Below are 15,236 nucleotides of genomic sequence, written 5' to 3' on the forward strand. Positions count from 1 at the left end.
TCAGGCGACCCGCCTTCCCTGGCGCCACACCTGCCGCACCACCGGCACGCCACCGGAGAGGGTGACATGCACCAGGTCGGCGCGCTGGCCTGGCGCGATCACGCCCCGGTCGTCCAGGCCGGTGGCCCGCGCCGGGTTGGCCGTCACCGTGGCGATGGCCTGCGGCAGGGTGATGCCCGGCACGCGTTCCGGCAGGTTGAAGGCCGCCAGCAGCAGGCTGCCCGGCACATAGTCGGAGGACAGGATGTCCAGCAGCCCGTGCCGCGCCAGTTCCTCCGCCGCGATATTGCCGGAATGCGAGCCGCCGCGGATCAGGTTCGGCGCACCCATCATCACGCGGATGCCCTGCGCATGGCTTTCCGCCGCTGCTTCACGGGTGGTCGGGAACTCCGCGATGCCGACATGCTCCGTCACCGACTGCGCCACATCGTCCAGGGTGGTGTCGTCATGGCTGGCGAGCGCGATGCCGTGGCGCTGCGCCAGGGCGACCAAGGGCGGCCGGTTGCACGCCGCACGCTCCGCGCCGGTTTCCATCCGCAGGGCGGTCAGCGCCTTCAGCTCCTCGGTGGACTTGCCGGAGCGGCGGGCATAGATGAAGTACTTCTCCAGGTCGCGGAACTGCCGTTGCCCGGGCGTGTGGTCCATCAGCGAAAGCAGGTCCACCGGGTAGCGGGCGCAGAACTTCTCCACCATCTCCACCACGTCCGGCGCCGGGATCTCGCAGCGCAGATGCGTGCGGTGCTCGGCGCGCAGCAGGTCGTCCAGCCGCGCGGCGTCGATCGCCTCCGCCAGGTCGAAGAGCTCCCCACCCAGCCCGCCGCCATCGATGTCGGAGCCGGCTCGCAGGCTGTCGAAGACGGTGGTGATGCCGGAGGCCGCGATCTGCGCGTCATAGGCCAGCACGGCGCCCAGCGGGTGCCAGCGCACCTTGGGGCGCGGGATGTAGTGCGCCTCCAGATGGTCGGTGTGCAGCTCCACCAGGCCGGGGATCAGCAGCGCGCCGCGCAGGTCCACGCGCCGCCCTTCGGCGGGAAGGGCGGCGCGCGGCGCGGCCCCCTCGCCGATGGCCTCGATCCGGCCATCCTCCAGGCGCACCCAGCCGCGCTGCACGCGGTCGGGGAGCACGATCTCGGCATTCTCGATCAGGTCCACGGGTTCGAGCATCGTCGTTCCTGTCAGGCGGCGTCGGCTTGGGGTTCGGGCGCGGCGGAGAAACGCGTGACATCCACCACGCGGCTCGCCACCGCGTCGCGCACGTCCTCGTCATGGAAGATGCCGATCATCGCCACGCCGGCGGCGGATTTGCGGCGGATCATCTCCACCACCACGGCACGGTTGCGCGCATCCAGGGAGGCGGTGGGCTCGTCCAGCAGCAGCACCGGCCGCTCGGCGATCAGGCCGCGGGCGATGTTCACGCGCTGCTGCTCGCCGCCGGAGAAGGTGGCGGGCGGCAGGTCCCAGAGCCGTTCCGGCAGGTTCAGCGCCGCCAGCATCTCCGCCGCGCGGCGGCTGGCGGTCTGCGCGTCGAGCCCGCCCTCGCGACCGGCGGCGGCCACGATCTCGCGCGCGCCGACACGGGGGATGACGCGCAGGAACTGCGAGACATAGCCCATGGTGGTCCGCCGCAGCGCCAGCACCCGGCGCGGCCCGGCGCTGGCGACATCCACCATCTCCTCCCCTTCGCGGATCAGGATGCGGCCCGTGTCGCAGCGGTAGTTGCCGTAGATCATCCGCAGCAGCGAGGACTTGCCCGCGCCCGAGGGGCCGCCGAGCACGACGCATTCCCCCGGATCGACCGAGAAGGAGACGCCGGACACGACGCCGAGCCGGGCACCCCCGCGCAGATGCAGGGTGAAGCTCTTGCCGACGCCGTCCAGCGTGACGAGGGGCCCCTGTTGTCATGGAGGAGGTCATGCCGCGAGCACCGAGGAAACCAGGAGTTGCGTATAGGGCTCGGCCGGGTCGTCCAGGACCTGGTCGGTGAGCCCGCTCTCGATCACCCGTCCATGGCGCATCACCATGATCCGGTGCGACAGCAGCCGTGCCACGGCGAGGTCATGCGTCACGATGATCACCGCCAGCCCCAGCTCCGCGACCAGCCCGCGCACGAGGTCCAGCAGCCGCGCCTGCACGGAGACGTCGAGGCCCGAGGTCGGCTCGTCCATCAGCACGAGGCGCGGATGGGTGACGAGGTTGCGCGCGATCTGCAGCCGCTGCCGCATGCCGCCGGAGAAGCTGCGCGGCGTGTCGTCCATGCGGTCGGCGCCGATCTCGACGCGGCCCAGCCAGTCCTGCGCCGTGGCGCGGATGCGGCCATAGTGCCGCGCGCCCACCGCCATCAGCCGCTCCCCGACATTGCCGCCGGCGGAAACGGACATGCGCAGGCCCTGCGCCGCGTCCTGGCGGATGAAGCCCCATTCCGTGCGCAGCATCAGGCGGCGTTCCGCCTCGCCGAGCGTCAGGATGTCACGCGCCTCGTCCTCTCCGCCGCGATAGAGGATGCGCCCGCTGTCGGGCATCAGCTCCGTGGCGAGGCAGGAGAGCAGCGTGGACTTGCCGGAGCCGGATTCGCCGACCACCGCCAGCACTTCGCCGGCCTCCAGGTCGAAGCTGACATCGGCGCAGCCGATGCGCGGGCCGTAGCGCTTGCTCAGGCCATCGACGGAGAGGAGGGGAATGCCGCTCATCGCGCGCTCTCCTTCTGCACGAAGGACGGTGCTTCGCCCAGCATCGGGCCGCGATGCCCCGCCTCGCGCCGTTCCTCGCAGAAATCCGTGTCCGAGCAGACGAACATCCGCCCGCCCCGGTCGTCCAGCACCACCTCGTCCTGATAGGTGCCGGTGGCGCCGCAAAGAGCACAGGGCTGGCTGAACTTCTGCACCGTGAAGGGATGGTCCTCGAAATCCAGGCTCCGCACCTGGGTATGGGGCGGCACCGCATAGATCCGCCGCTCGCGCCCCGCGCCGAAGAGCTGCAGCGCGGCGCAGTGGTCCATCTTCGGGTTGTCGAATTTCGGCGTGGGGGAAGGGTCCATCACATAGCGCCCCGCCACCTCCACCGGATAGGCATAGGTCTTGGCGATATGGCCGTGCCGCGCGATGTCCTCATAGAGTTTCACGTGCATCAGCCCGTACTCCGCCAGCGCGTGCATGCGCCGCGTTTCCGTCTCCCGCGGTTCCAGGAAGCGCAGCGGCTCCGGGATCGGCACCTGGTAGACGAGGACCTGCCCCTCGGTCAGCGGGTGCTCCGGGATGCGGTGCCGGGTCTGGATCACCGTGGCCTCCGCCGTGCGGGTGGTGGTCGCCACCCCCGCCGTGCGCTCGAAGAACTTGCGGATGGAGACGGCATTGGTGGTGTCGTCGGAACCCTGATCGATCACCTTCAGCCGGTCCTCGGGCCCCAGCACCGCCGCCGTCACCTGCACCCCGCCCGTGCCCCAGCCATAGGGCATCGGCATCTCCCGCGAGGCGAAGGGCACCTGGTAGCCGGGGATGGCGATGGCCTTCAGGATGGCGCGGCGGATCATCCGCTTCGTGCCCTCGTCCAGATAGGCGAAGTTGTAGCCGGCGGTGCCCGCGCCGCTCTGCTGTGCCGGGGTCATGCCGCCGCCTCCTTCCGTGTCTCCTGTGCCGCCTTCGCCTGGGCGGCGGCATGTTCCGCCCGCATCCGCCGCACCAGCTCCAGCTCCGCCTGGAAATCGACGTAGTGCGGCAGTTTCAGATGCTCGACGAAGCCGGTCGCCTGCAGGTTGTCGCAATGGGAAAGGACGAATTCCTGGTCCTGCGCCGGGGCTTTCACCTCCTCGCCCAGCTCCTCCGCCCGCAGCGCCCGGTCCACCAGCGCCATGGCCATCGCCTTGCGCTCGCCCTGGCCGAAGGACAGGCCGTAGCCGCGCGTGAACTGGGGCGACACCTGGGAGGAGCCCTTGAACTGTGTCACCATCTCGCATTCGGTGACCTCGATCTCGCCCAGCGGCACGGCGAAACCCAGCTCCTCCGGCACAAACTCCAGCTCGACCGTACCGAAGCGGATCTCGCCGACGAAGGGGTGGTTGCGGCCATAGCCGCGCTGGGTGGAATAGCCGAGCGCCAGCACGAAGCCCTCGTCGCCCCGTGCCAGGGCCTGGAGGCGGATGTCGCGCTCCGCCGGATAGGCCACCGGCGCCCGGGTCAGGTCGCCGACCTCGGCGCCCTCATCCTCGCCGCTGGACTCGATCAGCCCCTCGCCACCCAGCAGCGCCGTGACATGCGGCACGGGCTCCGCCGGATCGGCCGGGGCCTCGGCCGGGACCGGCGGCTCCAGCCCCGCCGCCAGGGCGAAGTCGATCAGCCGGTGCGTGTAGTCGAAGGTCGGCCCCAGCACCTGTCCGCCCGGCAGGTCCTTGTAGGTGGCGGAAACCCGCCGCCGCACCGCCATCGCGGCGGTGTCGATCGCTTCCGAGGCACCGAAACGGGGCAGGGTGGTCCGCGCCGCCCGCACCAGGAAGACCGCCTCGATCAGGTCGCCCCGCGCCTGCTTCAGCGCCAGCGCGGCGAGGTCGGGGTCGTAGAGCGAGCCCTCGGTCATCACCCGGTCCACCGCGAGGCGCATCTGCTCGCGGATCTGGTCCACCCCGATCTCCGGCACGGCGCGGTCGCCGCGCCGCGCATCGGCCAGCAGGCGGTGCGCATTGTCGATGGCGGCCTCGCCGCCCTTCACGGCCACATACATGCGTCAGCCCTCCGTCACGCGGGTCGAGCGCGGCAGGCCCATCACCGCGCCCGGCAGGGCCAGCAGGTGGTCGAGCCCGAGCGGGAAGCGCTTCCGGTTCCGCTTCAGCCGCGCCGCGAAGCCTTCCGGCAGGGGCGGCGTCACGCTGCGGCAGCCCTCGATCCCCGGCCCTTCCAGCAGCAGCAGCTTTCCGCCCTCCTGGCGCGGCAGGGCCAGGACCAGGGTGGTGGAGGCATCCGGATAGTCCGGCGTGCCCTGGGCGAAGCTCTCATGCGGCGGGCAGCGCACCGGATCGGCGATCAGGGCGAAGGCGGCCTCCGCCGGGTCCCGCACGATCGGCGCCCCGGTGTGGAAGCGCAGGAACTCCGCCACCGCCGGCGCCTCGGCCAGCGGAGCGTCCAGCCAGAGCGGCGCATCCGCATCCGCGAGCGCCAGGGCGATCGCCGCCAGCTCCGGCGTCAGCGGGGCCGGCACCTCCGGCAGATGGGACAGCGGTTGCAGGCTGCCGGGACGGGCCAGCGCCTCCATCACCCCACGGAACACCCGTTGTGCATCGAGGACAGGGTCGGCGAAGCCGGGCAGCAATCCGGTGACGGCGTTCATCAGTCCTCTCCGCGCACCATGGTGAAGAAATCCACGCGGGTCGCGGCCGCCTGCCGGGCCCGCTTCGCCCGCTCGGCCTCCCGCCGCTCGGCGACGGGGCGCAGCGCGGCCTCCACGGCGGCGCGATGCGGCGCGCTCTGCCAGAGCGCATCTAGCACCGCCGCCTGCCGCGCCCGCGCCGCGTCCCGTCCCAGGAGATAGGAGAAGCCGGTCGCCCCACCCTCGACCCGCACCGCGGCGCGGGTCACCGTCGCCTCGCCGAGGTTGAAGCGGCGCCCGTCGCCCCCGGCGCGGCCCCGCACCATCACCAGCCCGGTTTCCGGCCGCCGCAGCTCCTGGACCGGCCCGGTATAGCCCACCGCCGCCAGCGCGCCTTCCAGCTCCGCCCCGGTCGCTGCGGCGCAGAGCGCCATCATCGCCTGCCGGGGGGCCTGCCGGGTGTGTGTGCCGGGGGTGGCTGGCGTTCCAGCCTGCTCTCGTGTTTCGCTCTCTCTCGCCATTGCCCGGGAGCCTCTCTGCGAATATGTCTAGTAGTATAGACATCTCGACAAGATGAGCCAGTGACACTTCGATGATTCCGCACCGATGAACGTCCCCTTCCGCCGGGGCGACGGCGTCGCCGCCTGGAAGCGCATCGCCGACGGGCTGGAGGGCGAGATCGCCGCCGGCCGCTTCCGGCGCGGCGAGCGCCTGCCCACCGAGGCCCAGCTTGCCGCCCAGCATGGCGTGAACCGCCACACCGTCCGCCGCGCCCTTGCCGCCCTGGCCGAGCGTGGCCTGGTCCGCAGCAGCCAGGGCAGCGGCACCTTCGTCGAGGCGCCGCCGCTCCGCTATCCGATCGGGCCGCGCACCCGCTTCTCCGAGATCGCCACCGCCGCCGGGCGGGAGGCGTGGGGCCGCCTCCTTTCCGTCCACGAGGTTGCCGCCGACCCCGTGCTGGCCGAGGCGCTCGAACTGCCGCCGGGCAGCCCGATCCTGGAACTCGACACGCTGCACGAGGCCGATGGCGTGCCCATTTCCACCGGCCTCACCCGCCTGCCCCTGCCGCGTTTCGCCGGCTTCGCCGAACGCTATGCCGAGACCGGCTCCATCACCCGTGCCTATGCCTCCTACGGCGTCACGGACTACCTCCGCCGCTCCACCCGCATCACCGCCCGCCCCGCCACGCCGCAGGAAGCCGAAGCCCTCGGCCTCGCTCCCGGCCGCGTCGTCCTCGTTCTCGACAGCGTCAACACCGATGCCCAGGGCCGCCCCATCCAGGCCACCCACGCCCGCTTCGCCGCCGACCGCGTCGAACTGTCGGCGTGAGGGGTGATTCGGCCTGGGAACCGGGAGGCCCTGCCTCCCGGACCCTTTGCTGAGAAAGGGGCCGCTCAGGGGCACAGTGTGCCCCCGGGACCCCGCCATGAGCGCTCCGCGAGGAGGAGTTATGGCCAGCCGGTCGCCATAGGGCACGACGGCGGGACGGCCCTCCTCGCGGAGCGCTCACAGGGTTCCCAGAGACCAACGTCCCTGGGCTGGGTGTCCAGAGGGACAAAGCCGCTCTGGCCCCGGCCCGAACACCTCTTCAATGCCCCGACGGTGCGCCGGCGATAGCGGTGCGGAGGCGGCTGGAGAGGGCGTCGATGGCGGCGACCATGACGAGGATGAGGACGACGATCATGGAGACGGCCGGCCATTCCAGGGTGCGGATCATCTCCGACAGCATGAGTCCGATGCCGCCCGCGCCGACGATGCCGATGATGGAGGAGGAGCGGGTGTTGGATTCGAACATGTAGAGCACCTGCCCGGCGAGCACGGGCAGGACCTGGGGCAGCACGCCGTAGCGGATGCCGTGGAGCCGGTTGCCGCCGGTGGAGGCGATGCCTTCCGCCGCCTTGCGGTCCACCGCCTCGATCGCCTCGGAATAGAGTTTGCCGAAGGTGCCGATATCGGAGGTGACGATGGCCAGCACCCCGGCGAAGGGGCCGAGGCCGACGACACTGATCCAGATCAGCGCCCAGATCAGCGCGTCCACGCCGCGGATGCCGTCCAGCGCGCGGCGGGACAGGAAGTGCACCACACGGTTGATGGTGGTGTTGCGCGCGGCGAGGAAGCCCAGCGGGATGGCCAGGATGGCAGCGAGGAGCGTGCCAAGGAAGGCGATGGCCAGAGTTTCGGCCAGGAGGCGCAGCATCTGCATGAAGCGCGCCCAGGAGCCTGGGTCGGGCGGCAGCATCAGCGTCAGGAAGTGCAGCATCTGCCCCATCCCGGCGAAGATGCGCAGCGGCGAGAGATCGAGGCGCCAGATGCTGATGGCGAAGAGCGCCAGCGCGGCGGCGGTGATCGCCAGTGCCCGGAGGCGGGAGGGCGGCATGCGCCGGAAGGCCCGCGGGTGGCGCGCGGCGAGGCCGGGAAGGTCCGCCAGCGCGGCGTTGCGGATGACGCCGCTCATGCCTTCTGCTCCAGTCCGATGAGGTGGTGGCGCAGGCGTTCGGTCAGCATGTCGATTGCCATCACGGCCAGGATGATCAGCAGGAGGATGGCGGAGACGTCATTGTAGTAGAACTTGCGGATCGCTTCGAGCAGGTCCTGCCCGATGCCCCCCGCGCCGACGAAGCCCAGCACGGCGGCCTGCCGAACATTGATCTCGAAGCGCAGCAGCGCGTAGCTCGCGAAGTTCGGCAGAACCTGCGGCAGGGCGCCGAAGCGCACCGCGCTCATCCAGCCGCCGCCGGTGGAGCGGATGCCCTCGACCGGCTTCATGTCGATGTTCTCCACCACCTCGGTGCACATCTTGCCCAGCGCGCCGGCGGTGTGGATGGCGATGGCCAACACGCCCGGCAGCGCGCCGAGGCCGAAGGCGATCACGAAGATCAGCGCGAAGACGATGTCGGGGACGGTGCGGCAGAATTCCAGCAGCCGCCGCGCCGCGCCGCGCAGCCAGCGGTTCCGCACGAGATTAGCGCTGGACACGAAGCAGAGCGCGAAGCCCGCGAGTGCCCCGAGCAGAGTGCCGACATAAGCCATCAGCATCGTGTCGAACAGCAGAAGGCCCCATTTGCGCAGGCCCCAGAACCATTCGCCCGGGTTGGTCCAGACGCGGGCGCCGGTGCTGCTGTCCTCCAGCGTGGTGATGCGGTCGAAATAGCCGAAGAAGGCGCCGATATGCCGCCCGAGCTGGCCGGGATCGACCTCCGCCACCCAGGCGGAGAGAAGGGCGAGCGCGGCGATGACGAGGAGCGAGAGCAGGATCTGGCGGCGCGCCGCCCTGCGGCTCTGCGCGTAGTCGCCCATCAGGCTGGCGAGGCGCGGCTCCGGCAGGCGGGGCAGGGCGATGCTCATGGCAGGGAAGACCTGTTCGAACGGCCAGGCCGCCCGGTCCGGGACCGGGCGGCCTGTGCGGAGGGGCCGCCTCAGGCCTTGCGGCGGAGGCTGTCGACGAAGCGGTTCAGCTCGATGATCGGCTGGTAGGCGCTGTTGTCCACCGGCGCCCAGGGACCGGACTTGCCGTCATAGATCTTGTCGAAGGCCGCCTTGTCCTCCGTCGGCATGGCCAGGACGGCGGTGCGGATGGCGGTGCGCAGGTCCTCCGGCAGGGTCGTGAGATAGGCCATCGGCGAGTTCACGATCTGGTCGGACTTGAAGATGATGCGGAAATCCTCCGCCTTCACCATGCCCTTGCGCGACATGCGCAGCAGGTTGCTTTCCTGCTCGTCGTTCCACCAGTTGGCGGCCATGTCCACCGTGCCCTGCTGCAGGGCGATGATGGCGTTCTCGTGGCTGCCGGTATAGACGACCTTGCCGAAGAATTCGTCCGGCTTGATGCCCATCTTGTCGAGCGAGAAGCGCGGCACGTTGTTGCCGGAGGTGGAGTTCGGGTCCACCAGGCCGAGATTCTTGCCCTTCAGGTCCTGCACCTTCTGATAGGGCGAGTCCTTCTTCACGTAGAAGACGGAGTAGTAGCCCTTGGTGCCGTCGAGGTTGGTCTCGATGGCGAAGGCCTCGATCTTCGCGCCGGTCATCAGCGCGCGGGCGAAGGAGGAGGGGCCGTAGGAGGCGATGTGGATGTTGCCGGCGCGCTGGCCCTCGATCACCGCGGCATAGTCGTTGGCGATGCGCAGCGTGACCTTGGTGCCGAGCTTCTTCGACAGGTACTCGGTGAAGGGCGTCCAGCGGTCGATCACGCCGGAGGCGTTCTCGGCCGGGATGATGGCGAAGACCAGCTCCGGATAGGCCTTCGCCCAGGAGCTCGACTGGGCGCGGGCCAGCGAGGGCGCCGCCAGCGGCGAGGCCAGCAGGGCGCCGGCGCCGAGCAGCATGCGACGGTTCAGCATGATCGGATGATCCTTGGGTCGGAGGTGGTGTTACGCATAGGTCCGGGCCACCGCCTGCGGCGGCACCGGTGTTCCGGGGGCGGGGGAAGCGGGCGCGGGCTCCGCCGCATCCATCACCTCGGCGGCTTCCAGCCCGTAGAGGCGGCGTGCCTCGGCCTCGCCCAGTTCCTGCGGGCCGCCATCGAAGACCAGCCTGCCCGCGGAAAGCCCCACCAGCCGGTCGCAGTAGCGGCGCGCCACGTCGAGCGAATGCAGGTTGCAGAGCACGGTGATGCCATAGCCGCGGTTGATGTGCTGGAGCGTGTCCATCACCACCTGCGTGTTGCGCGGGTCGAGCGAGGCGATCGGCTCGTCGGCCAGGATGATCTCCGGCTCCTGCACCAGGGCGCGGGCGATGGCCACGCGCTGCTGCTGCCCGCCCGAGAGCTGCCCGGCGCGCTGCGCGGCGAGGTCGGCGATATCGAACTGCTCCAGCGCCGCCAGCGCCATGGCCCGGTCCTCCTCCGGCCAGAGGCCGAACAGGGCGCGGGGCAGGGAGACATGGTTCAGCCGGCCGGTGAGCACGTTGGTCAGCACGTCGAGCCGGCTGGCGAGGTTGAAGTGCTGGAAGACCATGGCGCAGCGGGCCCGCCAGTCGCGCAGCGCCCGGCCCCGCAGCCCGCTCACCACCTGGCCGTTCCAGAGGACGCGGCCGCCGCTGGGGGTCTCCAGCCCGTTGATCATCCGCAGCAGCGTGGACTTGCCGGCGCCGGAGCGGCCGATCACCCCCACGAAGCTGCCGGGACGGATCTCCAGCGACAAGCCGTCCACGGCCGTCTTCGCGCCGTATCGCCGGGACAATCCATCGATGGTGAGCATGCGCGGTCCCGTCTTCCCCTGTCGGCTGGGGCGGGTAGCGCAGGCGGATGACGCGGCTGTTTCAGGCCGATGATGGATTCATGACAGAGCCCGGGCGGAACGGTCATCCTCCGGGCGGTGCGCGGCCTCAGTCCCGGAGGAAATAGGTGTAGCGGTAGACCTCGGAGAGGCCGAGGCGGGCATAGAGGTCCCGTGCCCCGGTGTTGGAGGGTGAGACCTGCAGCCAGGCGGTGGTCGCCCCCAGCCCCGCCGCCCAGGCCGCCCCGGCGGCGAGGACACGCTGGGCCAGACCCCGGCGGCGGAAGCGCGGGTCGGTCGCCACGTCGAAGATGCCGCAGAGCGACGCGTCCGCGACCATGTGCGCTCCCGCCGCCGGCACCCCGTCCTCCCGCCACAGCAGCCAGCAGCCGGGCCGGGCCAGCATGGTGGCGGCGCCAGCCTTTTCCGCGCGCCGTGCTTCGGTCTGGTATTCCGCCGTGGACAGCACGGCGAGCCAGTCCTCGGCCGGGGTGTCGAGGATCTCGACGCCCGCGCCCGCCGCCTCCGCCAGAGGGTAAAGCGGGCCGGCCATCACGCAGGCCCCGTCATGCTCCACATAGCCGCGCGCCAGCAGCGCCTGCTTCAGGCCCGGCGGGTCGAGCGGCGTGGAGCGGAAGCGGGCGGGCAGGCCCATCCGGGCGAAATCGGCCTCCATCCGGTCCAGCCGTGCCTCCAGCCCGGGATCGGGCGAGGGGTCGAGCGAGCAGGCGGCATTGGCCCGCCCCGTGCCGTTCAGGAAGCCGCGGAGCACGAAGCCTCCGTCCCAGGCCAGGCGTGGCGCCGGAACGGAGGTCAGGGCCGCGCGCTCCAGGGTCAGGACATCGATGGAGGGGGTTTCGGCGGGCAAGGGAGCGTGCTCCGGATGACGGGTGTTCCCGGCCTCTCACGAGAGGGCGGGGCTGGCAAGCGGGCCGCCGGATCGGAATCCCTCGGTTTTCCTGCAAAATCCGCGATTTCCGGTTGACGGATCGCACGACCCGCCTTATCTGTCCCATCGCTTCCCATAGGGGTGGCGGGCCCTACGGCTTCCGCTGCTCTCCCTCCTTGCACATCGGGACATTGTCGGACGTGCCGCTTCTCGTAAGTCGGGCGCGCCGTTCCGGCAACACAGTCGTCCTGCCCTTGGCCAATCGCTTGGCCAACCGCCGGCCGGACGGCTCACCGGGAAGGGTCCCGCCCTCCCTGTCGATGACGGATACGTCCGCCGCATGCATCTTTCCGAACTGAAGGCCAAGAGCCCCGGCGACCTCCTCGCTTTCGCCGAGTCGCTCGAAATCGAGAACGCCTCCTCCCTGCGAAAGCAGGACATCATGTATGCCATCCTCAAGAACCTGGCCGAGAAGGACCAGGCCATCCACGGGGACGGTACGCTGGAGATCCTGCCCGACGGCTTCGGCTTCCTCCGCAGCCCACAGGCCAACTTCCTGCCGGGGCCGGATGACATCTACGTCTCCCCCACGCAGGTGCGCCGCTTCGGCCTGCGCACCGGCGATACGGTGGAGGGCCAGATCCGGGCGCCCAAGGATGGCGAGCGCTACTTCGCCCTGCTGAAGGTCGAGGCGATCAATTTCGAGCCGCCCGAGGCGCTGCGCCACCGCATCAACTTCGACAACCTCACGCCGCTCTACCCGACGCGGCGCCTGCGGATGGAGAACCCGGAGCTGGAGGCCGCCCAGGCCAACAACAAGGGGCCCACCAAGGACAACACCCACCGGGTCATCGACCTGGTCGCGCCGATCGGCATGGGCCAGCGCGCCCTGATCGTGGCGCCGCCGCGCACCGGCAAGACGGTGATGCTGCAGAACATCGCCAAGTCGATCTCGGCCAATCATCCGGAAGTCTTCCTGATGGTGCTGCTGATCGACGAGCGCCCGGAGGAAGTCACCGACATGGCCCGCACCGTGCGCGGCGAGGTCGTGGCTTCCACCTTCGACGAGCCAGCCACCCGCCATGTGCAGGTCACGGAGATGGTGCTGGAGAAGGCCAAGCGCCTGGTCGAGCACAAGCGGGACGTGGTGATCCTGCTGGACTCCATCACCCGCCTGGGCCGCGCCTACAACTCCGTCGTGCCGTCCTCGGGCAAGGTGCTGACCGGCGGCGTGGACGCCAACGCGCTGCAGCGGCCGAAGCGTTTCTTCGGCGCCGCCCGCAACATCGAGGAAGGCGGCTCGCTCACCATCATCGCCACGGCGCTGATCGACACCGGCAGCCGCATGGATGAGGTGATCTTCGAGGAGTTCAAGGGCACCGGCAACTGCGAGATCGTGCTGGACCGCAAGCTCTCCGACAAGCGCGTCTTCCCCGCGATCGACATCACCAAGTCCGGCACCCGCAAGGAGGAGGTCCTGGTGGAGCGTTCCACCCTGTCCAAGATGTGGGTGCTGCGCCGCATCCTGAACCCGATGGGAACGCAGGACGCGATGGAATTCCTTCTGGACAAGCTGAAGTACAGCAAGTCCAACCAGGATTTCTTCGACGCGATGAATACCTGACCGGCCTGTCCGGTCTCCTTTCCAGCCCCGCCCGGTCCGCCTGGCGGGGCTTTTTCTTTGCATGCCGGCCGGGCAGGTATCTGTTTCGCCCGCTCAGGCAATATGCCGAAAAATCAGCCGCAAGAGGTTTTTGTTTCGTTTTAAGCGCATTTCATGTGCAGATTTGTCATGAACTGACTTCAAAACAGACAGATTCGCGTTCAGGTCACGTTTTTCCGCGCGGGAAGGTACGCTTTGCCTCTCTAGCCGCACGCCATTCAGGCGCAGTCTTCCACCCGTCGCAGCAGGAACCGGAACCCCCGCGATGCCTCGCCGCCAGCGGTGCCGGATGCCCGTCCGGAAACATGGCGGGCCGGTTTCGCTCTCCTCTCCGCCTGCCGTTCCTGGGCGCCTCGGCTCCGGTGAACGGCGGGGCCATGCGACGCAGCTTCACGGGGCGGACTGACCCACCCCGCCCAGAAGGGAAGAGCAAGGATGGACGAAGCCCTGGTGACGCGCGTGGCGGAGGATATCCGCCTCTGGACGGGTGTCGGACTGCCCAATGAGACCGGCCGGCAGATGGCGTCGATGGACATCCCGAAGCTGATCGCGGATTTCGAAGCGCTGCGCGGCACGCTGCGCTTAGAGGACGAGCCTTCCTCCTTCGAGGCGGCGTTGCAGAGCTGCAAGGAGGGTGCGTGATGGACGCCGTGCCGATGGCCCCCTCCGCGGGTCTCGCCGGCCTGAGCCTCGCCGAGGCGGCCGACGCCTTCACCCGGGGTGAGGTCACGGCCAGCGCCCTGACCTTGGCTTGTCTCGACCGCATCGCCGCGCATGAGCCGGCGGTGAACGCCACCACCTGGATCGAGCGTGAGGCCGCGCTGGAGGCCGCTGCCGCCGCCGACAAGGCCCGTGCCGCCGGTGCCGCTTCCGGCCCGCTGGCCGGCGTGCCGATGGCGCACAAGGACATGTACTACAAGGCCGGCAAGCTCTCGACCTGCGGCTCCGCCATCCGTGGCGACTTCCGCCCCGGCTACACCGCCACGGTCATCGACCGGCTGGAAGGTGCCGGCGCCATCACCATGGGCGGGCTCAACATGGCGGAGTTCGCGCAGAACCCGACCGGTCACAACAGGCATTTCGGGGACTGCCTGAACCCCTGGAACGGCGACTACATCACCGGCGGTTCCTCCTCCGGCTCCGGCGCCGCCGTTTCCGCCCGCTTCGCCTTCATGGCGCTCGGCTCCGACACCGGCGGTTCGATCCGCCTGCCGGCCTCGGCCTGCGGCGTGGTGGGCCTCAAGCCGACGCAGACCCGCGTCAGCCGGCACGGCGTGATGCCGCTGTCCTTTTCCTGCGACAATGTCGGCCCGCTGGTACGTACCGTGCGCGACTGCGCCCGGGTGATGGGCGTCATCGCCGGGCATGATCCGAAGGACCCGACCAGTGCGAAGGAGCCGGTGCCCGATTACGAGGCCGCGCTGACCGGCGACCTGCGCGGGCAGCGCATCGGCGTGGCGGAGACGTGGTTCCTCGACGGTGCTGACCCGGACATCCTGGCTGCCTTCGAGGCTTCGCTCGACGTGCTGCGTGGCCGCGGCGCCACCGTCACGCGCATCAGGCTGCCGGTGATGGAGCAGGTGCTGACCTATGGCTCCGTCGTCAGCCGCAGCGAAGGCCCGACCATCCACGCCAATTGGATGCGCGAGCGTCCGGGCGACTACGCCAACCATCTGAGCGGCCGCATGTTCCCGGGCTATGCCATCCCGGCCAGCTACTACATCGAGGCGCTGAGCCGACGCGGCCCGGTGCTCAAGGCTTTCTGTGACGAGGTCTTCTCGCAGGTGGATGTGCTCGCCATGCCCACCATCCCGCGCAAGATCCCGACGCGCGAGGAATGCCGCATCGACGCTGGCGATCCGGAGGCCATCCGCCGCTTCGGCCTGATCACGCAGAACACGCGGCCGATCAACTATCTCGGCCTGCCGGGGCTGAGCCTGCATTGTGGCTTCGACGACCGTGGCCTGCCCGTCGGCCTCCAGCTCGTCGGCCGCCCCTTCGCCGAGGCCCGCCTCATGACCGTCGGCGACGCCTACCAGCGCGATACCGACTGGCACACCCGCATGCCCGAACTGCGTGCGGGGTGATCGGGCGTGGCGCTCCGGGAGGCTCTGCCTCCCGGACCCTTTGCTGAGGGAGGGGCCGCTCAGGGGCATAGTATGCCCCCGAGACCCCGCCA

Annotated in this window: 16 protein-coding genes; 4 read left to right on the top strand and 12 right to left on the bottom strand. The window is 70.0% G+C overall.

Going from position 1 to position 15,236, the window contains the following annotated elements; all coding sequences use genetic code 11:
- From MVG78_RS04290 to phnG, 7 genes are read right to left on the bottom strand one after another with little or no spacing between them, the layout of a single operon-like run.
- On the bottom strand, positions 1–1,164 hold the full coding sequence (locus tag MVG78_RS04290; RefSeq protein ID WP_247558501.1) for an alpha-D-ribose 1-methylphosphonate 5-triphosphate diphosphatase: 1,164 nt from the start codon (positions 1,162–1,164) through the stop codon (positions 1–3).
- 11 nt (positions 1,165–1,175) lie between these two features.
- Positions 1,176–1,877 (bottom strand): phosphonate C-P lyase system protein PhnL, encoded by a 702-nt coding sequence (phnL, locus tag MVG78_RS04295; RefSeq protein WP_247560309.1) that lies wholly within the window; start codon positions 1,875–1,877, stop codon positions 1,176–1,178.
- A gap of 33 nt (positions 1,878–1,910) precedes the next feature.
- Entirely contained in the window at positions 1,911–2,687 is a 777-nt protein-coding gene (phnK, locus tag MVG78_RS04300; protein WP_247558503.1) for a phosphonate C-P lyase system protein PhnK, read from the bottom strand.
- A complete protein-coding gene (locus MVG78_RS04305) occupies positions 2,684–3,601 on the bottom strand; it encodes an alpha-D-ribose 1-methylphosphonate 5-phosphate C-P-lyase PhnJ (RefSeq protein WP_247558505.1) in 918 nt (305 codons plus the stop codon). The genes phnK and MVG78_RS04305 overlap by 4 nt, the downstream gene beginning before the upstream one ends.
- A complete protein-coding gene (locus tag MVG78_RS04310) occupies positions 3,598–4,710 on the bottom strand; it encodes a carbon-phosphorus lyase complex subunit (RefSeq protein ID WP_247558508.1) in 1,113 nt (370 codons plus the stop codon). The genes MVG78_RS04305 and MVG78_RS04310 overlap by 4 nt, the downstream gene beginning before the upstream one ends.
- A gap of 3 nt (positions 4,711–4,713) precedes the next feature.
- Positions 4,714–5,313: a phosphonate C-P lyase system protein PhnH gene (gene phnH, locus MVG78_RS04315; protein WP_247558511.1), complete on the bottom strand. Its 600-nt coding sequence runs from the start codon at positions 5,311–5,313 to the stop codon at positions 4,714–4,716.
- Positions 5,313–5,729: a phosphonate C-P lyase system protein PhnG gene (phnG, locus tag MVG78_RS04320; protein WP_247558513.1), complete on the bottom strand. Its 417-nt coding sequence runs from the start codon at positions 5,727–5,729 to the stop codon at positions 5,313–5,315. Before phnG ends, phnH begins: the two co-directional genes overlap by 1 nt.
- A gap of 169 nt (positions 5,730–5,898) precedes the next feature.
- Between phnG and phnF the strand changes: the two genes are divergently transcribed.
- Positions 5,899–6,621 carry a phosphonate metabolism transcriptional regulator PhnF gene (phnF, locus tag MVG78_RS04325; RefSeq protein ID WP_247558516.1) on the top strand — a complete coding sequence of 241 codons (723 nt, stop codon included), beginning with the start codon at positions 5,899–5,901 and terminating at the stop codon, positions 6,619–6,621.
- A gap of 259 nt (positions 6,622–6,880) precedes the next feature.
- Here the strand turns inward: phnF and phnE (MVG78_RS04330) are convergent, their stop codons facing one another.
- From phnE (MVG78_RS04330) to MVG78_RS04350, 5 genes are all read right to left on the bottom strand, one after another.
- Complete coding sequence (phnE, locus tag MVG78_RS04330) at positions 6,881–7,747, bottom strand: phosphonate ABC transporter, permease protein PhnE (protein WP_247558519.1); 867 nt, start codon at positions 7,745–7,747, stop codon at positions 6,881–6,883.
- The gene (phnE, locus tag MVG78_RS04335) at positions 7,744–8,637 is read right to left on the bottom strand and encodes a phosphonate ABC transporter, permease protein PhnE (protein WP_247558521.1); all 894 of its coding nucleotides are present in this window, start codon (positions 8,635–8,637) and stop codon (positions 7,744–7,746) included. Before phnE (MVG78_RS04335) ends, phnE (MVG78_RS04330) begins: the two co-directional genes overlap by 4 nt.
- Before the next feature lie 71 nt (positions 8,638–8,708).
- Positions 8,709–9,629, bottom strand: coding sequence for a phosphonate ABC transporter substrate-binding protein (gene phnD, locus MVG78_RS04340; RefSeq protein ID WP_247558523.1), 921 nt, complete (start codon positions 9,627–9,629; stop codon positions 8,709–8,711).
- A gap of 30 nt (positions 9,630–9,659) precedes the next feature.
- A complete protein-coding gene (gene phnC, locus MVG78_RS04345) occupies positions 9,660–10,487 on the bottom strand; it encodes a phosphonate ABC transporter ATP-binding protein (RefSeq protein ID WP_247558525.1) in 828 nt (275 codons plus the stop codon).
- A 127-nt stretch (positions 10,488–10,614) separates the two neighbouring features.
- Positions 10,615–11,373, bottom strand: a complete 759-nt coding sequence (locus tag MVG78_RS04350) for a GNAT family N-acetyltransferase (protein ID WP_247558526.1) — start codon at positions 11,371–11,373, stop codon at positions 10,615–10,617.
- A 361-nt stretch (positions 11,374–11,734) separates the two neighbouring features.
- Here MVG78_RS04350 and rho point away from each other — a divergent pair, with 361 nt between their 5' ends.
- The 3 genes from rho (at position 11,735) to MVG78_RS04365 (ending at position 15,144) form a co-directional block, all read left to right on the top strand.
- Positions 11,735–13,018, top strand: coding sequence for a transcription termination factor Rho (rho, locus tag MVG78_RS04355; RefSeq protein ID WP_247558528.1), 1,284 nt, complete (start codon positions 11,735–11,737; stop codon positions 13,016–13,018).
- A gap of 474 nt (positions 13,019–13,492) precedes the next feature.
- Entirely contained in the window at positions 13,493–13,699 is a 207-nt protein-coding gene (locus MVG78_RS04360; protein ID WP_247558529.1) for a hypothetical protein, read from the top strand.
- Positions 13,699–15,144, top strand: a complete 1,446-nt coding sequence (locus MVG78_RS04365) for an amidase (RefSeq protein ID WP_247558531.1) — start codon at positions 13,699–13,701, stop codon at positions 15,142–15,144. Before MVG78_RS04360 ends, MVG78_RS04365 begins: the two co-directional genes overlap by 1 nt.
- Positions 15,145–15,236 lie beyond the last annotated feature (92 nt).

It is taken from the genome of Roseomonas gilardii subsp. gilardii (assembly GCF_023078375.1).
Lineage (GTDB): Bacteria > Pseudomonadota > Alphaproteobacteria > Acetobacterales > Acetobacteraceae > Roseomonas > Roseomonas gilardii.